At 62.9% G+C, this 19,598-nt stretch carries 24 protein-coding genes and 1 pseudogene; 9 read left to right on the plus strand and 16 right to left on the minus strand.

From position 1 onward, the window contains the following. Positions 1–105: 105 nt before the first annotated feature. The gene (locus tag ACM9ME_RS13325; protein WP_415643947.1) at positions 106–876 is read left to right on the plus strand and encodes an autoinducer binding domain-containing protein; all 771 of its coding nucleotides are present in this window, start codon (positions 106–108) and stop codon (positions 874–876) included. On the opposite strand, the gene ACM9ME_RS13330 is transcribed toward ACM9ME_RS13325, so the two are convergent. From ACM9ME_RS13330 to ACM9ME_RS13365, 8 genes are all read right to left on the minus strand, one after another. Next, positions 873–1,406, minus strand: coding sequence for a hypothetical protein (locus ACM9ME_RS13330; RefSeq protein ID WP_415643948.1), 534 nt, complete (start codon positions 1,404–1,406; stop codon positions 873–875). The two genes, ACM9ME_RS13325 and ACM9ME_RS13330, sit on opposite strands and share 4 nt — an antisense overlap. Positions 1,407–1,417: 11 nt before the next feature. After that, entirely contained in the window at positions 1,418–2,497 is a 1,080-nt protein-coding gene (locus ACM9ME_RS13335) for an IS630 family transposase (protein ID WP_415643949.1), read from the minus strand. Between the two features lie 73 nt (positions 2,498–2,570). Beyond that, a complete protein-coding gene (locus tag ACM9ME_RS13340) occupies positions 2,571–3,503 on the minus strand; it encodes an SMP-30/gluconolactonase/LRE family protein (RefSeq protein ID WP_415643950.1) in 933 nt (310 codons plus the stop codon). A gap of 120 nt (positions 3,504–3,623) precedes the next feature. Beyond that, a complete protein-coding gene (locus ACM9ME_RS13345) occupies positions 3,624–4,595 on the minus strand; it encodes an alpha/beta fold hydrolase (RefSeq protein WP_415643951.1) in 972 nt (323 codons plus the stop codon). Further along, positions 4,595–4,954 carry a YciI family protein gene (locus tag ACM9ME_RS13350; protein WP_415643952.1) on the minus strand — a complete coding sequence of 120 codons (360 nt, stop codon included), beginning with the start codon at positions 4,952–4,954 and terminating at the stop codon, positions 4,595–4,597. The genes ACM9ME_RS13345 and ACM9ME_RS13350 overlap by 1 nt, the downstream gene beginning before the upstream one ends. A gap of 71 nt (positions 4,955–5,025) precedes the next feature. Beyond that, complete coding sequence (locus ACM9ME_RS13355; RefSeq protein WP_415643953.1) at positions 5,026–5,841, minus strand: DoxX family protein; 816 nt, start codon at positions 5,839–5,841, stop codon at positions 5,026–5,028. A gap of 151 nt (positions 5,842–5,992) precedes the next feature. Next, positions 5,993–6,364 carry a hypothetical protein gene (locus tag ACM9ME_RS13360; RefSeq protein ID WP_415643954.1) on the minus strand — a complete coding sequence of 124 codons (372 nt, stop codon included), beginning with the start codon at positions 6,362–6,364 and terminating at the stop codon, positions 5,993–5,995. 313 nt (positions 6,365–6,677) lie between these two features. Further along, positions 6,678–7,274 carry a CGNR zinc finger domain-containing protein gene (locus ACM9ME_RS13365; RefSeq protein ID WP_415643981.1) on the minus strand — a complete coding sequence of 199 codons (597 nt, stop codon included), beginning with the start codon at positions 7,272–7,274 and terminating at the stop codon, positions 6,678–6,680. Between the two features lie 72 nt (positions 7,275–7,346). On the opposite strand from ACM9ME_RS13365, the gene ACM9ME_RS13370 reads away from it, so the two are divergent. Both ACM9ME_RS13370 and ACM9ME_RS13375 read left to right on the plus strand, forming a co-directional pair. Beyond that, the gene (locus tag ACM9ME_RS13370) at positions 7,347–7,856 is read left to right on the plus strand and encodes a lipocalin-like domain-containing protein (protein WP_415643955.1); all 510 of its coding nucleotides are present in this window, start codon (positions 7,347–7,349) and stop codon (positions 7,854–7,856) included. Positions 7,857–8,339: 483 nt separating this feature from the next. Beyond that, positions 8,340–8,723, plus strand: a complete 384-nt coding sequence (locus ACM9ME_RS13375; protein WP_415643956.1) for a hypothetical protein — start codon at positions 8,340–8,342, stop codon at positions 8,721–8,723. Between the two features lie 30 nt (positions 8,724–8,753). Here the strand turns inward: ACM9ME_RS13375 and ACM9ME_RS13380 are convergent, their stop codons facing one another. Both ACM9ME_RS13380 and ACM9ME_RS13385 read right to left on the minus strand, forming a co-directional pair. Continuing rightward, positions 8,754–9,086, minus strand: a complete 333-nt coding sequence (locus ACM9ME_RS13380; RefSeq protein WP_415643957.1) for a hypothetical protein — start codon at positions 9,084–9,086, stop codon at positions 8,754–8,756. A 593-nt stretch (positions 9,087–9,679) separates the two neighbouring features. Continuing rightward, entirely contained in the window at positions 9,680–10,144 is a 465-nt protein-coding gene (locus ACM9ME_RS13385) for a GNAT family N-acetyltransferase (RefSeq protein WP_415643958.1), read from the minus strand. 23 nt (positions 10,145–10,167) lie between these two features. Here ACM9ME_RS13385 and tnpA (ACM9ME_RS13390) point away from each other — a divergent pair, with 23 nt between their 5' ends. From tnpA (ACM9ME_RS13390) to ACM9ME_RS13400, 3 genes and pseudogenes are all read left to right on the plus strand, one after another. Further along, positions 10,168–10,605, plus strand: coding sequence for an IS66-like element accessory protein TnpA (gene tnpA / locus ACM9ME_RS13390; protein WP_415643959.1), 438 nt, complete (start codon positions 10,168–10,170; stop codon positions 10,603–10,605). Further along, positions 10,602–10,949 (plus strand): IS66 family insertion sequence element accessory protein TnpB, encoded by a 348-nt coding sequence (tnpB, locus tag ACM9ME_RS13395; protein ID WP_415643960.1) that lies wholly within the window; start codon positions 10,602–10,604, stop codon positions 10,947–10,949. The genes tnpA (ACM9ME_RS13390) and tnpB (ACM9ME_RS13395) overlap by 4 nt, the downstream gene beginning before the upstream one ends. Positions 10,950–11,165: 216 nt before the next feature. After that, positions 11,166–11,291, plus strand: a pseudogene (locus tag ACM9ME_RS13400) (IS66 family transposase); the annotation flags it as partial. Positions 11,292–11,382: 91 nt separating this feature from the next. Here the strand turns inward: ACM9ME_RS13400 and ACM9ME_RS13405 are convergent. Beyond that, a protein-coding gene (locus ACM9ME_RS13405) for an IS3 family transposase (RefSeq protein ID WP_415643961.1) occupies positions 11,383–12,545 on the minus strand; the annotation gives its coding sequence in 2 pieces (ribosomal slippage) (positions 11,383–12,269 and positions 12,269–12,545; 1,164 coding nt in all). 72 nt (positions 12,546–12,617) lie between these two features. Here ACM9ME_RS13405 and ACM9ME_RS13410 point away from each other — a divergent pair. Continuing rightward, positions 12,618–13,487 (plus strand): NAD-dependent epimerase/dehydratase family protein, encoded by an 870-nt coding sequence (locus ACM9ME_RS13410; protein WP_415643962.1) that lies wholly within the window; start codon positions 12,618–12,620, stop codon positions 13,485–13,487. 262 nt (positions 13,488–13,749) lie between these two features. Here the strand turns inward: ACM9ME_RS13410 and tnpC are convergent, their stop codons facing one another. The 3 genes from tnpC to tnpA (ACM9ME_RS13425) all read right to left on the minus strand — a co-directional run bounded on the left by tnpC (position 13,750) and on the right by tnpA (ACM9ME_RS13425) (position 16,185). Continuing rightward, entirely contained in the window at positions 13,750–15,390 is a 1,641-nt protein-coding gene (gene tnpC, locus ACM9ME_RS13415) for an IS66 family transposase (RefSeq protein ID WP_415643963.1), read from the minus strand. 70 nt (positions 15,391–15,460) lie between these two features. Continuing rightward, on the minus strand, positions 15,461–15,808 hold the full coding sequence (gene tnpB, locus ACM9ME_RS13420; RefSeq protein ID WP_415643964.1) for an IS66 family insertion sequence element accessory protein TnpB: 348 nt from the start codon (positions 15,806–15,808) through the stop codon (positions 15,461–15,463). Further along, positions 15,805–16,185 carry an IS66-like element accessory protein TnpA gene (gene tnpA / locus ACM9ME_RS13425; RefSeq protein WP_415643965.1) on the minus strand — a complete coding sequence of 127 codons (381 nt, stop codon included), beginning with the start codon at positions 16,183–16,185 and terminating at the stop codon, positions 15,805–15,807. The genes tnpB (ACM9ME_RS13420) and tnpA (ACM9ME_RS13425) overlap by 4 nt, the downstream gene beginning before the upstream one ends. Positions 16,186–16,227: 42 nt before the next feature. Between tnpA (ACM9ME_RS13425) and ACM9ME_RS13430 the strand changes: the two genes are divergently transcribed. Beyond that, positions 16,228–16,710, plus strand: coding sequence for an SDR family oxidoreductase (locus ACM9ME_RS13430; protein ID WP_462933487.1), 483 nt, complete (start codon positions 16,228–16,230; stop codon positions 16,708–16,710). Between the two features lie 240 nt (positions 16,711–16,950). On the opposite strand, the gene ACM9ME_RS13435 is transcribed toward ACM9ME_RS13430, so the two are convergent. Beyond that, positions 16,951–17,166 (minus strand): helix-turn-helix domain-containing protein, encoded by a 216-nt coding sequence (locus ACM9ME_RS13435; protein ID WP_415643967.1) that lies wholly within the window; start codon positions 17,164–17,166, stop codon positions 16,951–16,953. An 8-nt stretch (positions 17,167–17,174) separates the two neighbouring features. Next, entirely contained in the window at positions 17,175–17,600 is a 426-nt protein-coding gene (locus ACM9ME_RS13440; RefSeq protein WP_415643968.1) for a hypothetical protein, read from the minus strand. Positions 17,601–17,858: 258 nt separating this feature from the next. Here ACM9ME_RS13440 and ACM9ME_RS13445 point away from each other — a divergent pair, with 258 nt between their 5' ends. Continuing rightward, positions 17,859–19,562 carry an aspartyl protease family protein gene (locus ACM9ME_RS13445; protein WP_415643969.1) on the plus strand — a complete coding sequence of 568 codons (1,704 nt, stop codon included), beginning with the start codon at positions 17,859–17,861 and terminating at the stop codon, positions 19,560–19,562. Positions 19,563–19,598 lie beyond the last annotated feature (36 nt).

Below are 19,598 nucleotides of genomic sequence, written 5' to 3' on the forward strand. Positions count from 1 at the left end.
TGGTCGATTACCTACGAGGTAATAAACGGCGATCTGGAACCATCGCGTTCTGGGCGTCCGTAACAATCTGGACGGGGTCAGGCCCGTCACGAATGAACGAGGACCATGACAGCTACGTCATCCAGTTTCGGCGGCCTGCTTCGGCACCACCGCTGCGAGCGCGGGCTGAGCCAGTTCGAATTGGCGGCTGCAGCCACCGTTTCTACGCGCCATCTCAGTTTTCTGGAGACCGGTCGGGCGAGGCCGAGTGAAGCGATGGTTGCGAGGCTTGCGTCAGCGCTGGGGCTTACACCGAACGGTAGCGATCACCTCCGTATCGCGGCCGGCTTTTACGCTCGAGATGCCCGGGGTGGACGCGAGATCGGCGACCGGATTTTCGAGAGCGCGCTAATGATGGAGAATGCCGCGACCCCGGTGGCGATCGTGGATGCAGGACACGATGTTTTACCCGAACTAGGTGTCGCTCATTTTTTCTTCGGCACACTAATAGATAGCGCAAAGCCGCAATTCGACTGGGCAAATTTCGGTGCGTTCCCGGCGGCATGGCTGCAGAGCTACGATCGCGAACGCTACGCTATGACCGATCCGCTGCTGGCCGCTACGCGGATCCGACGTGACAGCTTCTTCTGGGAAGATGTGATCGACCGACGCGCGCTGACCCGGTCGGCCCGCGACATGTTCGACAGCGTCGCGGCTCGCGGTATTTTCTCCGGGTTCGTACTATCCCAGCGGCGCGAGGGATTGATCCGGATCGTGTCGATGATGGGCTCGCGATTGGACGCCCGCGATCAGGTCACTCGAGTAGGGCTAGAGATCATGGGGTCTCGCATGCTCGCCGGTCTCGATCGGCTGGAAGCGCTGCTGCCGAGCGGCTAGTGTTTAACGGACGGACTGATCCAGTTTCCGACAAGTCGCGTAAGATTGGGCATGGCCAGGTAGGTCATCGCCGCAACCATGACCGCGCTCGTGATCCCGGTGCGCGCGAGATTGGGTAGACCGGACAGGGCTGTTGCGCTCAGCCGAGATATCACGCTGATAAGCGGCCAAATAGCGACCCAGGTGAGCAAAGCCATGCGGTGGCGAGACGGTGGCGGAGCTGCAGACGGCAGATCGAACCAAGCTTCCAAGCCGGTCAGCTCGCGACGCTCCGCCGATGTAGCGAGCGCCTCCACGATCGAAGCGCCTTCGCGGCGTTCGGGCGAGACCTCCCAGTCTCGCAGGCTCTGCTCGTCTGCAAAGGTATAGACGATATGATACTGCCTGCCCTCCGCCAGTGCCGGACCGCGCAAAATCTGGGTCGATATTCGTCCGGAAAACGATGCAGCGGCCGCGACCAATTGACCCAAGGCACTTTCAAATTCTGCGATGTCTTTTAGACGCACCAGTCGTGTCTGGACGATGGTCACCGCGGAGCTTGCTAGTGGATTGATTCCAACGTTTGGTGCCCACGTCTGACGGCGGCGATGATCTCGTCGGGATCGGCCTTCCAGACGAACGGGCGCGGCTCCTGATTGTGCTCGGTTATGAAGCGGTTGATGGCGGCCTGCAGGTCGACGACGGAGTGGAAGACGCCATTCTTCAGGCGTCGGCGGGTCAGCTTGGCGAAGAAGCCCTCGACCGCATTGAGCCAAGAGCAGGATGTTGGCACGAAGTGGAAGGTCCAGCGCGGATGCCTGGCCAGCCAGGCACGGACCTTGGGCTGCTTATGCGTAGCGTAGTTGTCGAGGATGACGTGGACGGCCTTGTCGGCGGGCATTTCTGCCTCGATGGCATTGAGGAAGCGGATGAACTCCTGATGCCGGTGCCGCTGCATATTGCGGCCGATCACCGAGCCATCGAGCACGTTGAGCGCGGCGAACAGCGTCGTCGTGCCGTTGCGCTTGTAGTCGTGCGTCAGCGTGGCCCCTCGGCCGCGCTTCAGCGGCAGTCCCGGCTGGGTACGATCCAGCGCCTGGATCTGGCTCTTCTCATCCACTGACAGGACGATGGCGTGGTCGGGCGGCGAGACATAGAGCCCGACTACGTCATGGAGCTTCTCGGCAAACGCTTTATCGTTCGACAGCTTGAAGCTGCGCCAACGATGCGGGGCAAGCCCGTGGTCGTGCCAGATCTTCACGACCGAGGAAGCAGCGATGCCGATCGCCTTCGCCATCGCGCGAACGGTCCAGTGCGTCGCCTCGTGATCGGGTGATTCCAGCGTCAGCGCGACAACTTTGTCGACGAGCACGGGATCAAGCGGTGCCGTGCCCGGCGGTCGGGTCTTGTCGCGCAACAGGCCGTCCACGCCCTCCGCCATGAACCGCTCCTGCCATCGCCACACACAGGTCTTCGACTTGCCCGTCGCCGCCATGATGGCGACGGTACCAACACCATCGCCCGTCAGCAGAATGATCTTCGCGCGCCAAACGTGCTTCTGCGGCGAACCTCGCGCCGCGACGATCGCCTCAAGCCGCTCCCTGTCCGATGTCGTGACTTCGATCTTGATCCCTGTGCGCATCCCAAACGGTCGCACGCCGCAGCCCCCAAGGGAATCCCCGCATGGACTCGTCCGTCTCGTTCAATCCACTAGGTCAGGCACCGGCAAGCGGGGCGCCCGGCTCACCTACTTCCAACCGCACTAGTTTCGCGTCCTGCAGTACGCCTTCATGTGGACGATATAATCCGCCATTGGTCGTCACGTATAGCGCCATAGCGTCGGCGGGCGTGCGGCCGAACGCACAGGCGGTGCTCCCGACCATCCCTTGGTCGGGGCCTGCCACCGTCGAGCGCATTCTGTCCGCATCGAGGCGAACAAGCGTCTGCGCGGGATGCGTCGCCACATAGAGCGCACCCGAGGCGGCAAACGCAAAATCGTCGGCACGCAAATTGTTCGCGACGATCTCGAGTTCGCCGGCCCCGCCACCGGCGCCGATCGCCGCGCGATACAGCAGGTTGGCATCGGTTACGGATATATATGCGAAGCCACCGCTGATCTTGATGCCATTAGCACCTGGTGTCTGCGGATCACCAGGCTTGAACCGATCGTCGGCCAACCACGACCGGTACGACGGCACCATCACGTCGATTGCGAGCACGCGGCCGGTGACGCTTTCGCATACCAGCAACGTGCGGCCGTCTTCGAGCAGCGCACAGCCATTCATGAAGAAGGCGTCGGGGACGCTCACCCAGTCGCTTAGAGTGCCTCGCTGATCGATCCGCCAGACGAACCCTGGTGCCGTGCCTACCGTGCCACCGGTCGCCCACAGAATTCCGTCGGTGCCGAACGCGAGGCCCGACACCGGGGCCGGCGTTTCGACGAACGGGGCACATTCCCCCGTGACTGGGTCGTAGCGATCGATCCGGCTGTGTGAGTGCAGACTTATATAGATTGCACCGCTCGCGTCGATCGCGAGATTTTCCGCAAAGGCGCCGACCGGCCATTGCGCAACGACGGTGTGCGCAATGGGATTCCAAGCGCCGCCGTCATGCCCGGGAAACAGCTCCGGCGCGGACAATTCCTTCATGATACGATCGCTCCTACGGTAATCTACGAGACAAACCGCCTGCAGCCATTCTAAACTTGTCAGGCGCGTGCTCGACAATGCCCGTGCGCGCGGCCGAGCCGCAAACTTGTCTTGCGACCACTAATTCATGAATCCCGGCGCCGTGACCGGTTTCGCGTCGTCCAGAAACGGCGTTGCCAGCTCGGAGATCAGATGGCCTTGCGCCATCATTCCGAGGTGCGACGTGGCCGGTAGAACAGCGAGGCGCGCGCGCGGGGCGTTAGGCAGGAACCCCTGCGCGGCTGCCTTCCTGTCGCCACCGCCGCGCAACAGGAACAACTTCAACGCGTGGTCGAGCCGTACACCGTCCGCATCGCCGATGAAGATCATCGTCTTGGCGCTAATGGAACGCACCGCCGCGTCGGGCTGGTCATAGCCGCCGGCCTCTTGACCGCGGATCTCGGCCACGAGCTTGGGAAACGCGTCCGGGGTCGGCGACAGCCGCCGGTAAGCCGCCTCCAGCGGCCCGCCCGCGAACGCCTCGGGCGTCATCTGAGCCATGCCGCCCAGCACCTCTGGATACCAGCCAGCCCTCTCGGAAACGCCCGACAGAACCACTTGTTTGCCCACCTTGGCGGGATAGCGCACGGCCATGACGATCGCGGTGACACCGCCCATCGAATAGCCCAGAACGTCGGCGGTTGGAACCTTCAGCGCGTCGAGGACGCCCGCGGCATCGGCCGCCATCTGGTCGTAAGTAAAGGGGCCGGGCAGGTTACCTGTGCGCCCATGCCCGCGGGCGTCGAACGCTATGATGGGACGGCTTGGGGCGAATGCCTTGATGATCGGTGCCATCGCCTCTGACGACATGAACGAGCCGTGCAGGACGAGCAGCGGCGTCTTACCAGCGTCGAGCCTCCCGAACACTTGGTAGTAGAAGCGCGCACCGGCTACGTTTACATAGCCAGTTTTGGCCGGTCGGACCTCGTCGGCGCTAGCGTCGGCAGCTTCGTGCCGCTGGGCGGCGGGCTGACCACAACCGGTGAGCGCCGCGGCCGCAAAGCTTGCCGCGATCCCGCCGCGGACTAGTCCGCCCTTTAGTGCTGCCATCATCAGAGTTCGTCCTCGATCGGCCGGATTTCGATCTCGCTTGGCCCTTGCATCGGGTTGGGGCAGCGCCTGACCCAATCGACCGCCTCCGCCATGTCGGCGACGTCCCAAAGCCAGAAGCCCGCGACTAGCTCGCTAGGGTTGGAAAAGGGACCGTCACGCACGGCGCGATCCGCGCCGTCGAAGGCAACTCGCTTGCCGTGTGAAGACGGCTTGAGGCCTCCCGCCATACGCAGCACCCCGGCCTTGCGCAGTTCGTCGTTGAACCTCTCCATTTCGGCCAGCGCGGCCCTCGACTCAGGCGTCGAAACGAATCCAGCTTCACTCTCCTTGGTGGCCTTTACGAAAACCATCACCTGCATATCTCAACTCCCGATTAGGCGGAGGCACGGCAACCGCGACACGCTTCAAGTCACGCCGGATGCAACCGCAGCTAGGACAATTTCATCGAGTTCGACCGTCTCAATCTGGCTCGTGAGGCTTGCGCGTCGGCGCCCGGCTGCTCCTTGTCCCGTGCTTGTGGGGCAGCTGCGGTCGCGAGCGCTGCCCCTGCGATCGACAGCGCGATGAAAACCCCTGTCCATTGGGCGTGGCTATCCGGAGCGGACAGCGCTCCTGGTATATGCAGCAAGAGCACGAACGACCCACACATTGCCGACAGAGCGAGAGCGGCTACCCGCGACTGGATCCCGCTCGCCAGCGACAAGCCGGCAAGCAGGTGACCAGCCCCCGTTGCATACGCCCATCCCACCGGCCCCGGGATCCATTTAGGGATCATGCCCGCAGTGAAGTCGATATAGACGAAGTGGCTCAGACCGAAGACGATAGCGCAGACTCCCAGCGCAACCCGCGCGGCGAGCAATGTCGTTCGGGAATGCCACGCTTCGCCCACGACCGCGAACGCGCCCGCCGCCAGAGCGCCGATCTCAGCAACGCCTAGCCACATCGCAACGTTGGTAGGCGCAGCGACCGCGCGGGGAAGTTGAAGGATGAGTGTCCACAGCGCGAAATAAATCGCCAACACGACCGCAGCCCTTGGCCTGATCCGCGTCGGCCACAGAAACACGCCGGCGCCGATCAGGAAAACCGCACTGATAATCGCGATGGGTTTGTAGAACGGAAGGTTTGTTGGAACCGGCTGCCACTGCAGCGCGAAGTCCCGGAAGACCAGGCCGACAAGCCCGAGACCGATGCTACCGATCGAAAGGGGGACGAACAGCCGGTTGGCTCGGGTAGAGGAAAGAACCATGTCGCAAGAATGGCATGCTGGACAGAGTCGGTCGATTACCTCGGAGGTAATTCGTCTTACCCAGCATCAGCGAACGCGCGCGAGCCGATTGAGCACAGTTGCGTCCTCGATCTATCGCCGCGGTGCGCAAGGTGGCACGACGGCACATGGATCACCCGTAGATGCTGTCAGCACCGGTCAAGGCGGCGGCGGCAAGCAAAAGGAAGCCGCCCGGGTGCGGACGTCGAAGCGAGATGAGATTGCCGATCCCCGATGCCGCATAAATCAAAGCGCTGGCGACGCTTAGCTGCAGGTTGCCTCCATGAAACCGCGCTGCCAGGATGGCGACGCCCAAGACCGCCCAGACAAGCGAGGGTAAATGAAATAGCACACGAGTGACGTCCCTCGTCGCGCGTGACCTCATCGGGCCGACAGGTTCTTGGGCGAATAATGGGCGCAGGACGTTCTTTTCGCTGAGATACGAATGTCCGACTGCCGTGAACAAGCCGATAGCAGCGACCGCTGCGGCGAGCCAGATCGTCATTCATTCGGCCCCATCATATTGATCTGCTTTCAGGCGCAGGACGCGCCAACCACTTACGCATCGAAATAATTTCACATTATCGCGGTATTTGGAACAACCCTTTTCTGTAAACCGGCTCATCTGTGCGGACTTGGCTAATATTCTATACATTGTGCTAGCGAAGCAAGGTGTCCGCGGTCTTGGCGGTTTCGGATATGAGCGTCGGATCGAGCGGGTCACCCTGGGACCCATCCGGAGTAAACACGGCTGTCCAACGGCAACGAAGAGGTCCAGGAGCTGGTAGTTGCCGCGCCGGCGACTGAAGATATTGAGGTTACACATCAGATGTCGGTGCTCGTTTGCGCCGCCGAAACTCCGCCACCTTGGCGTTGTTGCCGCAGGCAGACATCGAGCACCAGCGGCGATCCCCCGATCGAGAGGTATCAACAAAGAAGATCGTGCAACTCGCTGACTGGCACTGATGTACGTGCGCGGCCTCTGAGCTACCGAAGAGCTGAATTGCCTGTCTCGCCAAATATGACAACACTTCTGTGACCGAGCCCTCCAGCGCCACACTGCCGTCCTCGCTCAGCACCGGCACCGCAGCGGGAGCAGCAGCGATTTGGTTGAGCGCGTTGCGGGCATCGGCGTCGAACCCCGAGCCCGCCACGCCCCCGGCAATCGCGAATATCGCTTCCCGCAAGGCGTGAGCTGTAGCTAAGTCCGCGTCGGTCACGCCGGGGGATGTTGGTACGAGTCCTGCCGACACTAGCCAGCGGTCGAGGTCTCCAGGCGCGACCAGCAACTCTCGCGGCGTAGGCTTGAGTCTGGCCTGTAGCGTTGATGCCAGGTCGAGGGAGGCGCTCCCTCCTCGAAAGCGAAAGCCGTCCCTGTCTTGGGGTCGAGAACTTACAGCACGATCTTTTGTCATGTAACCGTATTGACTGGTTTCGATGAAAGGCGCAACGCTGTAACCACTCAAAGAGGTTACAAGGAGAAACCTGTGAACTATCCTGCTTCCTTCGTGTCCATTGCGGCTGCTTTGCTGCTCACTGGCGCGTCACCAGCGCCGTCCCCAGAGAATCTCGCATCGCTTCAAGGCACGTGGGAGATGGTCTCCGCTTATGAGATCAAGGCCGATGGCACCCGTACGACTAATTACGGCGAGCATCCGCTTGGCCTCCTGACCGTCGATGCGGCGCACCGATACAACATGCAGATTTTCAAGGTTGGCCGGTCGGCCTTTGCCAGTGGCGACAAGGCGCGCGGGACGCCGGACGAGTACCGGCAAGCGGTCGTCGGGTCGAGCACCCACTTCGGAGTGGTCACGATCGATCGTGCCAAACATGAACTGGTGTTCGACGTGAAAGCCGCCTCCTTTCCCAATTGGGAAGGCAAGCGGCAAGTTAGGGATTACACGTTCAAGGACGGTCTCCTGAGCTACGCCGTTCCGGCTTCTGCATCGAGCAGCGGCATCGTCGCTTACTCAATCTGGCGGCGCATCACGCCCTGAACATTGTGATCGAAGACTTCGCGAACGCGACATGGGCTGAGCACCATGTCCGGATCTCGACGGACCTCACGCCCCTATTCACGGGCATTTCGCCCCGCCTCAACCAATTTGCGCCACGCCTTCAATTTTCGAGGACATCCGAGTTATGAGCAAGTCACTTCTGAACCAGACCGTTGTCGTAATCGGGGGCGGCAGCGGGATCGGCGCAGCCGTCGCCGAGCTTGCAAGCGTGGAGGGTGCTCGCGTCGTTGCGATCAGCCGATCCGGCGTTGCCCCTCAGAGCGTGGAGCCTATTTCGCTCGACGTCTGTGACCTCATTGCGCTTGCCAACGCCTTAACAATCATCGGTCCTATCGATCATCTTGTATATACGGCAGCCGCGCGGAGCTCGGCGACGGCCTTACCGTTGCTCGTCTGCTATCCCTGATCTTGTAAAGCGAGGCGGCCCGTGACGGTCGTTCCGAGTCACGAAAAGGGGCGTAGATGGTCTGGCAGGATTGGGCGATGGTCGGCGCCGGCATTACTGGGACGACCGTGGGCATCATCCACGGCAGTCTCCTCGGCCCCAAGATGATTGACCCCATCGTGGGCCGGCTGAGGTCGACGCCGGAGGCCTCTGGGACCACGGTGCGCCTGACGAGTGCGCTGCTCCATTTTAGCACTTTCGCCTGGATCACTGGCGGCTTGGCCCTGGTCCTGGCAGCCCTTCTGGCGACGGACGCGGTAAAAGGCGCCGCAACCCTCTTCGTCGGAAGCCAGTTGCTCTATGGCGCGATCGGCAATTGTTGGGCGACGCGGGCGCGCCATCCCGGCTGGCTGCTCATGTCCGTGGCGGTCGCCCTACTCGTGGTCTCGTCACTGAGGTAGGCCTCCAGCCTTCCAGCTTAGCGTGTCTGGTCAGCCGTCAGCCGCATCGGATCCGGTAACCAAGCCGTCCATGATTCGCTGATGGACGGGCATTATGGTCACCGGCTGGCCCGCACCGAGAAAGCCCTGCCGTCCGATAAACTCCAACGTGGCGATGTAGCGTTCCGATGCCTCGAGTGCGGCGATCGCGGCCTCGTTCTCCCAGAATGTGACGACGGAACGCAGCGCACCCGCGCGGGCCATGATCAGACCGAGGAAACCAGCCTGTTCGCGAAACATGGGCACCGAAATGTCGTGTGCAAAGCGTTCGTAGTCCACTTCCCTGACTGAATCGATCGTCGTGGTCCAGGTTCGCATCAGCATTGTCCGGGCTCCTTTGCATGACGGCCTTCGCTCCGAGGCAGCTTCCTTCGCCGATCACGTCGCGGGACCGTGGGCTCATGAAGCGGCCCGAGCAGGGCGGCAAGGCCGCGATTGTCCGCCGGACAAAGCGCCAGCCGGACATGTGCGCATGTGCGCATGTGCGCGAGATGTTAACGCTTGCCGGGCCGTGCCATTGGCCTGTGACATCCTCAGCTACGCCGAAGCATACTATGTCCCTTACCTGGCGTGGGACGCTGTTCGAGCAGGCAGGATTCCCATTCGAGGTCACGGCGTTGAAGCCGCATGGCCCTCGCCTGCGCGACGCAGCTGAGGCTCGGATGCTTGACGCCGAAGGCCTACGCTCGGACGCTAATCAGAATGATCGGCCCGGCTGCTGCACCGTTTGATGGTGGCTGCGCAGACCGGCTTCTCGCCAACTCCGCAAATCCCCGCTCAGGTCACAAAAACTTCTTGCTTTGACTGGATGAGAAACGGGGGTCACGTCCGGGCAGGCGAAGATTCCGGCCTCTTTGAGGATGCTACGGCAGCTACCCGGCGGTACTTACCGTGCGTCTGATTTCATAGATAACATGCTAGACAGACTTTCCGGCCATCAAACGGCTGGTGGTTTCGTCACGAAGCGTCGCGCCTAGTTTTTCAAGCGCCCGGCGCGAGCGAAGATTGGTAGTCCCCACTGTAAACGCGACCGTTCCGACCTGACGAAAGATATGGTCGAGCATCAGCTGCTTGATCTGTCCGTTGTAGATACCACCCCAGTACGCTCGACCGATATAAGTCCAACCGATCTCGATCTCGTCGCGTTCAATCTTGTAATTGTCGTAGCGGCTTGCACCTATAACGCGCGCAGACTCTCGATCGACGATCGTAAGTGATCCGCCTGACTTAAGCCCACTGTCAAAGAAATGGTCGAATACTGATCGCTGCCACCGGTCGTGTGCGGGATGGAGCAACCAGAGCAACGGATCGGACGCGACCTCAAACGTAAGCGTCAGCTGACCCCCGCCTTGTCCTGATCGCGCTGTCGCGGGAGTCGTCACTGCTGTGGTTAGCGGAGGCGGGCGTGGCTGACGATGAGACGTTGTACGAGACTCTTATGACGTCTCTGATCGAGGGAGTGCCGGGTTCGCCGCGTTCGGAGCGGCGGCGCAGCTGGCACCCGCAGCAAAAGATGGCGATCGTCCAGGAGAGCTGCACGTCTGGCGCTTCACCGACACAGGTCGCACGCCGCTACGGCATCTCGACGGGCCTGCTGTATACGTGGCGCAAGCAGCTGCTGACGGCAGCGACCGATGGGTTCATCCGGTGCGAGGTCATCACCGAGCCTGCGGCGGCGTTGCCGGCACCGGTCGCCCTGTCGCCGCCGCCGGCGTTGCCGGTCCCTGCAGCTGTGATGTCCGGTACCATCGAGGTCGAGTTGCCCGGCGGTACGAGGCTGCGCCTTGGTGGCGACGTCGACGCGGGTGCGCTGGCGCGGGTCATCGACGTGCTTCGCCGGTGATCGCGCTGCCGGCGGGCACGCGGGTTTATCTGGCGTGCGGGCGGACCGATATGCGGCGCGGCTTCGATGGGCTCGCAGCGCAGGTGCAGATTGTGCTTGCTCGTGATCCGCACGACGGCGCGCTGTTCGTCTTCCGGGGCAAGCGCGGCGATCTGGTCAAGGCGATCTGGTGGGACGGCCAGGGTATGTGCCTGTTCGCCAAGCGTCTCGAGCGCGGTCGCTTCGTCTGGCCGGTGGCGAAGGATGGCTCGGTGCGGCTGTCGGCAGCGGAGCTGTCGATGCTGCTCGAGGGCATCGACTGGCGCAATGTCGAGCGAAGCTGGCGACCCGAAGTCGCCGCCTGATACCGGCGCGGCATAGTGACTCGGATGTCATTGCCGAGGTTGATCGTCATCGCAGCGGTGGCGGTCGCGGTGTAATATCGACCCGTGACGAACGCCGTATCCGACCCCGACGAGGTCGCCCGGTTGAAGGCCGAGCTGGCGGTCGCGCGCGCCGAGCTGACCGGCGCCAGGCTGATCATCGAACAGCTCAAGGCCCAGCTGGCCGTCCTGCGCCGGATGAGCTTCGGCCGGTCGTCCGAGAAGCTGACCTCGCAGATCACCCAGCTCGAGCTGCTGCTCGAAGACCTCGAGGAGGGCGAGGCCGAGCGGGTCGCACCGGTCCCGGTATCGGCTTTGAACGAGCGCGAGCGTCGCCAGCCGGTGCGCCGGCCGTTGCCGCCGCATCTGCCGCGCGAAGAGGTCCTGATGGTCCCCCGATTTCGTGGACACGGGTTTAGGCCATTTGTCGTTCGGCCTGTTCCGGGGTCCGATATCCGAGAGCGGAGTGGATCCGCCGCCGGTTATAGTAGCCCTCGATATACGCGAAGAGATCGCGTTTGGCATCCTCGCGGGTCGACCATCGCCGTTGGTGGGCAAGTTCGACCTTGAGGGTATGGAAGAAGCTTTCCATGGGGGCATTGTCGTAACAGCATGCCGTTCGGCTCATCGACGGTTTTGCTTTCATGGCAGCGATCTGCTTGCCGTACGCCTCGGATGCGTATTGGCTGCCGCGGTCGGAATGGCAGATGAGGCCTTCGGCCGGTCGTTGCCGCTGCGCGGCCATCATCAAGGCAGCCAGCGGTAGCTCGGTGCGCATGTGTTCACGCATCGACCAGCCGACGATCTTGCGGGTCGCCAGATCGAGCACGGCAGCGAGATAAAGCCATCCCTCGCCGGTCGCGATGTAGGTGATGTCGGCAAGCCAGACGCGATTCGGTGCCGCGGCGACGAACTCCTGCTTCAGCAGGTTCGGCGCGATCGGCAGATAATGGCGGCTGTCGGTCGTGCACGGCCTGAACCTGCGGCCGGCGAGCGCGCGGATACCGTGGCACCGCATCAGTCGGGCAACGCGGCCAAGGCTTGCTGTCCTGCCTTCCGCGCGAAGCGCGGCATGCATCCTGGGACTGCCGTAACGGCCATGATGCTCGGCATGGAGGCGACGCACATCGACGAGCAGCGCGCGGTTCGCAACTGCCCGGGCACTATCGGGTCGGTTGCGCCATGCATAATAGCCGCTGGCCGAGACCTCGAGGACGCGACACATCAGCCCGATTGGCCAACGGTCGGCATGATCGCGGATAAATCTAAAGCTCATCTCGGCACCTCCGCGAAGATGCCGATCGCTTTTTTTAGCACGTCGCGCTCCATGCGCGTGCGATCCAGCTCACGCTTCAACCGCGTGATCTGCGACGCCTGGTCGGCTGGCGACGGTATCGGCGACGTCGCTGCCCCGGATCGCGTCGCTCCCCCGCGAACCGCCGTTCGCCAGTTCCGCAGCATCGACGGCGAAATCCCGACCTCGGTCGCTACCTGCATCAACGGCCGACCGCTGCTTTCCAGCAGAGCTACCGCCTCTTGTTTAAACTCGGGAGAAAACTCCCTCCTCGTCTTCGACATTGATCACCTCCATGCCCTCACAGGCTTAGCAAAGGTGTCCACTGAATCGAGGGACCATCAGCGGACACTGACGTGATCGGCACCGTGGCCGACAGATCGTTCGTACGTTGGGTCTTCTCTGAGAATCGCTTCGATGCCGTCGTTCATGCGGCAGCCCTCCACAAGCCTGATATCGCCCGATACCCTCCGCAGGCTTTTGTCGACGTCAACGTGACTGGCACGCTTAACCTGCTCGAGTTAGCGACAGCAGCCGGCGCGAACCGCTTCATTCTTACCTCGACGACTTCGCTGATGGTCAGCCAGGCAATTCGCGAAGAGGCGGGGCTGTCCGCCATTTGGCTAGACGAGGCGTCGGGACCGCTCGCACCGCGTAACATTTACGGTGTGACCAAGCTCGCGGCCGAGGGGCTGTGTCGTGTCCACCATTTGGAGCGCGGGCTAAACTGCGTCGTTTTGCGAACCGCTCGTTTCTTCCCTGAGGAAGACGACACACACCGAGATCTCAGCGGTCCCAACTTCAAGGCCAACGAATTTCTCCATCGCCGCCTCACCGTCGAGGACGCGGCTCGCGCGCACTTGGCAGCGCTCGACCGGGCACCTGCGCTGGGCTTTGACCTGTTCGTTCTCTCTGCGCCGACACCTTTCACCCCGTCTGACGCAGCCGAATTGAAGCAGGACGCGGCTACTGTGGTCACGCGCTACTTCCCCGACGCGCCTCAAATCTACGCCGCACGCGGCTGGCACCTTCCGGCGAGTATTGGCCGCGTGTACGACAGCGAGCGGGCGCAAAAAGTACTCGGCTATCAGTTTGAAACTGATTTTGCTGCCGTGCTGTGCGCCCTCCGTTCAGGCCGCTCGCTGCCGTTCGTAGACGATCCCGCCTATGTTTCTCCTAAGGCTAGCAGCGGCGACGCTGAAGTCCTCACTACTTCGTCGGTCTAAGACGGCACCACGCACCCAATAGCCGCCCGCCTTCGTCCATGCGTGTAAATGCCGACGGTCGTCGGGGGATGTAGCCGCCCAGACGACCCACAAGACGAAATTCGAGCTGCCCTTGCCGCTTCCCAAAAGCAGAAATTGGATCAGGTTCGCTTTTGCGTACGCGTTAGGTTGAGCGGAAGTTATCGTCCGACACCGGTAACTAACGGAGACAGCTCGGCTTGTTGTACGCATCCGGTGAAGGCCGCAGTCTCCTCGTGACCGCTCAGGCGGCTTGAGCGGTCAGCGTGATTGAGGTTGCGGCTTTCCAGTTCCAGGGCAGCAGTTCGGCGAGGCGTTGCTGCGGGATTTCTGCGATGCGGGCGAGGACGTCGGCGAGCCAGGCCTGCGGGTCGATGTTGTTGAGCTTTGCCGTGACGATCAGCGAATACATGAACGCGGCGCGCTGGCCGCCGCGGTCGGAGCCGGCGAACGGCCATGATTTACTGCCTAATGCGATCCCGCGCAGGGCCCGCTCGGCGGCATTGTTCGTCAGGCAGATGCGGCCGTCATCGAGGAAGCGCGCGAACGCTGGCCAGTCATTGAGCATGTAGTTGATCGCCTTGGCGACGGGGGTGTGGCGCGACAGGGTCGCACGCTGCTCGCGTAGCCACTGCTCAAATTCAGCGACAAGCGGTGCGGCGAGTTCCTGACGCGCGGCGAGCCGCGCGGCGGTGGTCCTGCCGCAGATCGCGCGCTCGATGTCGAAGATCCGGTCGATCCGCGTTACCGCCTCAAGCGCTAGCGGCGAGATTACGGGCGCAAGATCGGGCTTGCGCTTCACCTGGGCGGCGACGTCGGCAAGGATGAAGAACTTGCGCCGCGCATGCGCCCAGCAGAGCGCGCGGGTGACGGGGCCCGGAGTGCGCCCCGGCTTGAACAACTCGTTATACCCGGCATAGGCGTCGGCCTGCAGGATGCCGCAAAAGCCGGCGAGATGATCTCGTGGATGCTCGCCGCGCCGATCGCGGGAGTAATGGAACAGCGCCGCCGGCGGCGCCGGGCCACCGAACGGCCGGTCGTCGCGGACATAGGTCCAGATGCGGCCGATGTCGGTCTTCACCTTGGCGAGCACCGGCACGGTGGTATCGTCGCCGTGCAGCCGAACGGCTGCGAGAACATGTGCCTCGATCAACCGATGCAGTGGCATCAGCGCGGCGGTGCAGGCACCGACCTGGTCGGCAAGGGTCGACAGGCTGAGATCGACGCCTTCATGGGCATAGCGGTCGCGCTGACGGTTGAGAGGCTGATGCTGCCCGAACTTCTCGAATAGCATCATCGCCAGCAGCGATGGCCCGAACATGCCGCGCGGTGTGACGTGGAACGGCGCCGGCGGTTGGCTGATGGCCTCACAGGCGCGGCAGGCAAAGCGCTCGCGTACGGTCTGGATGACCTTCCACTGGCGCGGGATCACTTCCAGCGTCTCGGTGATATCCTCGCCCAGCTTCGACAAGCGGTCGGAGCCGCATCCAGCGCAGCAGGCCGGGCTCGGGATCACGACGCGTGTCCGCGGCAGGTGTGCCGGCAATGGCTGGCGCGAGGGCCTGTTGCGGACGAACGCGGTGACGGTCGTGGTCTTGGCAGCGGCGATGGCGGCAGCGGCTTCGTCCTCGCTGGCGATCACCTCGGCGGCTTCGAGCGCCAGCTCGAGCTGGTCGATCAGCCGCTGGCTCCGTTCCGAGCGCTGGCCGAAGCGGTCACGCTTGAGCAACTCGATCTGCAACGCCTGAAGTGCGATGCGGGCCTCGAGATCGGCGTTGATCGCGCGTGCGTTGGCAGCGTCCGCTTCGGCCTCATCGGCACGCACCATCGCGACTGCAAGCTCTTGTTGGAGCGCGATAATATCGGCGGAATATAGCGCTTCCATCGGCACTGATCATAGCAAAATGGCCCGGAATCACGAAGCCTTTTGATACCCTTGCGATCAATAAAAGCACCTATCCCACAGCGTTCGGCCGCCACGTCGCTTGCGGGTTGCGCCAATCGATCCCCTCCAGCATGCAAGCCATCTGCGACGCCGAAATCGCCACCACACCGTCGGTTGCCAAGGGCCATGTGAAGCGGCCACGGTCGAGCCGTTTGGCATAAAGCGACGTGCCAAGGCCGTCATGCCAGACGATCTTTACCAGGCTGCCGGTGCGGCCCCGGAAAACATACAGATCGCCAGCGTTCGGGTCGCGCTTTAGGCTCTGCTGCACCTGGAGCGCCAGGCCGTGCATGCCTTTGCGCATATCAGTATGCCCCGTCGCGATCCACACCCGCACACTGCTGGCAATAGGGATCACCGCAGCGCCTTCAGCACCGCCGATACCAGGCCCGGCGGCGTCGTCGCCAAAATATGCACCCGCCCGCCGCCCGCCATCTCGATCACCACCGCCGCCGCGCCGGCCATCGCCGGCACATCCGACATCGCCGCTGCGGTGGGCGCGTCGCTAACAACCGCTTCGACAAAACCCGGCGCTTGCGCAAAATCGGACACCGCCAAATCGCGTCTCAGCTTCTGTCGCCACGTATAAAGCAGCCCTGTCGAAACGTCGTGCCGACGCGCCACCTCGGCGACGCAGACCCCCGGCGCAAACGCTTCCTCCAGAATCCGCGCCCGACCCTCATCGCTCCACCGCCGCCGACGCTCAGGCCCCGAAAACACCGTAATCCCGCCCATCAATCGCTCCTCAGCGCGCTCCAAAGAGCACGCTCAAGACCAATCCCTCACGATTACAGCAAGGCGGCCTCCACCGCAGGCGTACCGTTGCTCGAACGAGACGTCCTCTCTTCCGCATTCGACATCAAGCTGTTCAGTGCGATCCAAGCCGTCCGGTTAGCACTACCTCATCTCTCTGCTCAGGCATCGATCACCCTCACGTCAGGTCAGGTGTCTCGCAAATACAGCAACGGCAGCCTAACCAAGGGTACGGTCAATGCAGCCGTCGATGCGGCTGGCCGCCATATGGCGAAGGAACTCGCTCCACGCCGCGTCAACGTCATCAGTCCGGGCGTCGTCGACACTTCCACGTGGGGAGAGAGCGGGTCCGACGCTCGCTCGGCATTTCTGACCCGTGTGGGAACGGCACTCCCCGTCCAACGCGTTGGCGAGCCAGAAGAGCTGGCTCACGCCTATCTTTTCGCCATGACCAACGGCTTTGTTACGGGATCGGTGATCGATGTCGATGGCGGGGGTCTATTGTGATGGCGAAGGCAGCTGGTGGCGACTGTACCGCGTCCTCTTTTTGATTATTGCAAATTAAACGGTGCCCGAGCGCTTGCCACCACACTTCGTCACTAGCTTACCTCTCGGCGGCAGTCGGCGTTGCCGGAGCGGTGCGCCCAGATCGCCGACTGCCGCCGAGAAGTATCCCCGACCATCGCATGGCAGAGCGCAATCAGCGTGGCGCGCTGCCACCCACACTGGAATCATTCGAATCGTAGCTCATTCATTGGCATCGGGGACATATTCCAGCAAGTCGGCCGGCTGGCACTCCAACAGCTCGCAAATGCGGCTCAAGGTCTCGAAACGCACTCCGCGGACATGCCCCGACTTGAGCAGCGACAAGTTGGACTCCGTGATCCGGACGTGAGCCGCAAGCTCCCTCGACCGGATCCTCCGCTCCACGAGCACGCGGTCGAGCCGAACTACGATCGCCACGTCAGCACCTACACGATCTCATGGCTGTCGGTCTCGAACGCGGCGGCATGTTCGAACAGACGAGCCATGAAGAAGAAGGTGGTCGATAGCAGCAGCAGCAGCGCATCCGATCCGCTGACCGCAAACGTCATGGCGTGCGTCGCCCTACCGTCCGTAAGGAGGAGTGTCAGTGGCGGCAGAAGCACGTCAACCGCACACGCAGACAGCATGAGCACGGCCGCGCGCGTCAGGCGCCGTCGGCTTGCGATTCCGAACGTCTCCCCAGCTCGGATCTCCCGCAGCAGCAAGTAGACCTGCATCAGGAATGCGATCGCGAGACCTCCGATCACCAGCGTCTCGACCATCACCGCGCGCGGTCCCATGCCGCCAGAGTCCGCAGTTACGGCGACGACCTGCCCGTCCAGCCCGCACTGAAGGGCGACGACGAGCGTCACGACTAGACAGATGCAGATCGCTACCAGCGCGCTGACCTGCAGCCTCCGCGCCAACATATGAAGAGCCCCTTGACTATCAACCACCAATATGAAACTTTCTGTTAAACAGAAAACAATAACCGCTTGGCGAAAAGTAGCATGGAACTGCGGCAGTGTTCAATAATCGCAGGCGTAATCTCGCTCGCGCTCGTCGGTTCGCCAGGTACGGCTGCGGCCGCGCGCGTTGAGCACCGGAGGCCGCGTTCCGCGGCCGCCATTGTGTCGCGCTACATCGAGTGGCGCGGGGGAGGCAGGTTCCATGCACTGTCCAGCTATCGCGCCGAGGGTCGAATCGAGACCGACGGCTTGTCCGGGACGGTATCGGTGCAGGCAACAACGGGGGGCAGCTTTCGCCAGGACATTGACCTCGGCCCGGTCAAGCGGACGATCCGCATCCATGGAAAATGGGCGTGGCAGTCGACGCTCAGCGGTCAGGTCGAGGCGCTTTCAGATGCCGATCGCATGAACGCCCTAAGCGATGGGACGGCCGCGCTCGGCGGACCGTCGGACGAGGTCAACCGGGTCACGATCGCAGGGAAAGAAGCAATCGGCGGAGTGAGTTGCGACATCCTTCGCCGGATCCGCGGCGGCGGTCGGATCGACTATCTCCTCGCGAAGGACGGCCGCCTCGTAGCAACCCGCTCGACGTCCAACGGTGAAACGCGAACGACCCGCTACGCCGACTGGCGCCGCGTCGGTCGCGTCCGCGTAGCGTTCTCCACAATCGAGACCGGCCTTGGCCCCGGGGACCGTACGATCGTGCGATACTCCGACGTTGTCCTGAACGGACCAATGGATGCGGCGGCTTTCGAACGCCCCCCAAGCGTCAACAGGCTGGCGTTCGGACCGGGCGGGTCAAGCGGGTGGATTGCCTATGAGTTCTTCGGCGGCACGCGCATTTTCATTCCCGCCAAAGTCGCTTGCCTTGAGACGTCGGTGCTGCTCGACAGCGGCGCCGAGGCAACCGTCCTCGACGGCAGGTTCGCCGCCGCACACGGCCTCAACATCTCCGGAACGACCACGGCGCAGGGAACGGGCGGGGCTTCACGCGCCGGCCTAGTCTCCGGCGTTTCCATCCGCATCGGCGACATGACGCTCAAGGACCTGACCGTGGCTGCGATCGACCTGGCCAATGTCGAGAAGCAGCTGGGGCATCCGCTGCCGGTCGTCCTCGGAGTGGAAATCTTCCGTGAATCAGTGGTCGACATCGACTTCGCGCATCGCCGCATCGCCTTCCTCGATCCTGCCAGGTTCGCGCCACCCCAGGACGGCCGGTCCATACCGGTCACCAGGTCGGGGGGACTCTACACCATCCCGGCGATGATCGATGGCCGACCGGCCACACTCGATCTGGATCTCGGGAGCGGCTCGCCGCTGTTCCTATATCCGCGCTTCTGGCGCCAGTCGCCGAAAGTCGGCGCGCGGGCCTCGACGACGCTGCTCGGCGGTGTAGGCGGGCTGAAGGAAGCTGGCATCGCGACGGTCGCGCGCGTGCAGGTCGGGACCTCGATCCTAGGGCCGCTGCCGGTCGAGCTTCACGCTCCGCAGGATGGCGCCGACAGCGGGCGATCGGACGGCAACTTAGGTCTGCCCCTGCTGAGCCGTTTCCATTTGATCGTCGACCTTCCGCACCAACGCGTGTGGTTGGTCGGAGCTGGCGACACGACCACACCATTCAGGAAGGATCGCAGCGGCCTGGCGTTGCTGCCTGGGGGAGGCGGCGCCCAGGTGCTGCACGTTGGAACAGGTTCTCCAGCGCAGAAACTCGGCCTGAAGGTCGGCGACAGTATCGTGACGATCGACGACGCCAGCGCGGGTTCGCCGGGCATCGGGGATTGGCGGTCCGCCCCGCCCGGCACGGCGTATCGGCTCGGTTTGGCCGATGGTCGCAAGGTGACACTCGTCCTCGCCGACTATTTCTGACGAACCGATACTCGATCCGCTTGGAATCCGGATCGG

The organism is Sphingomonas antarctica (assembly GCF_965137005.1).
Lineage (GTDB): Bacteria > Pseudomonadota > Alphaproteobacteria > Sphingomonadales > Sphingomonadaceae > Sphingomonas_O > Sphingomonas_O antarctica.

What these genes read in the sequence shown, in the direction of transcription:
- ACM9ME_RS13355 (WP_415643953.1), bottom strand. Translation starts at nt 5,841, where the DNA reads ATGGTTCTTTCCTCTACCCGAGCCAACCGGCTGTTCGTCCCCCTTTCG.
- ACM9ME_RS13345 (WP_415643951.1), bottom strand. Translation starts at nt 4,595, where the DNA reads ATGATGGCAGCACTAAAGGGCGGACTAGTCCGCGGCGGGATCGCGGCA.
- tnpC (WP_415643963.1), bottom strand. Translation starts at nt 15,390, where the DNA reads ATGGAAGCGCTATATTCCGCCGATATTATCGCGCTCCAACAAGAGCTT.
- ACM9ME_RS13335 (WP_415643949.1), bottom strand. Translation starts at nt 2,497, where the DNA reads ATGCGCACAGGGATCAAGATCGAAGTCACGACATCGGACAGGGAGCGG.
- ACM9ME_RS13380 (WP_415643957.1), bottom strand. Translation starts at nt 9,086, where the DNA reads ATGCTGATGCGAACCTGGACCACGACGATCGATTCAGTCAGGGAAGTG.
- ACM9ME_RS13340 (WP_415643950.1), bottom strand. Translation starts at nt 3,503, where the DNA reads ATGAAGGAATTGTCCGCGCCGGAGCTGTTTCCCGGGCATGACGGCGGC.
- ACM9ME_RS13360 (WP_415643954.1), bottom strand. Translation starts at nt 6,364, where the DNA reads ATGACGATCTGGCTCGCCGCAGCGGTCGCTGCTATCGGCTTGTTCACG.
- ACM9ME_RS13365 (WP_415643981.1), bottom strand. Translation starts at nt 7,274, where the DNA reads ATGACAAAAGATCGTGCTGTAAGTTCTCGACCCCAAGACAGGGACGGC.
- ACM9ME_RS13375 (WP_415643956.1), top strand. Translation starts at nt 8,340, where the DNA reads ATGGTCTGGCAGGATTGGGCGATGGTCGGCGCCGGCATTACTGGGACG.
- ACM9ME_RS13325 (WP_415643947.1), top strand. Translation starts at nt 106, where the DNA reads ATGACAGCTACGTCATCCAGTTTCGGCGGCCTGCTTCGGCACCACCGC.
- ACM9ME_RS13350 (WP_415643952.1), bottom strand. Translation starts at nt 4,954, where the DNA reads ATGCAGGTGATGGTTTTCGTAAAGGCCACCAAGGAGAGTGAAGCTGGA.
- tnpA (WP_415643965.1), bottom strand. Translation starts at nt 16,185, where the DNA reads ATGGGCGGGATTACGGTGTTTTCGGGGCCTGAGCGTCGGCGGCGGTGG.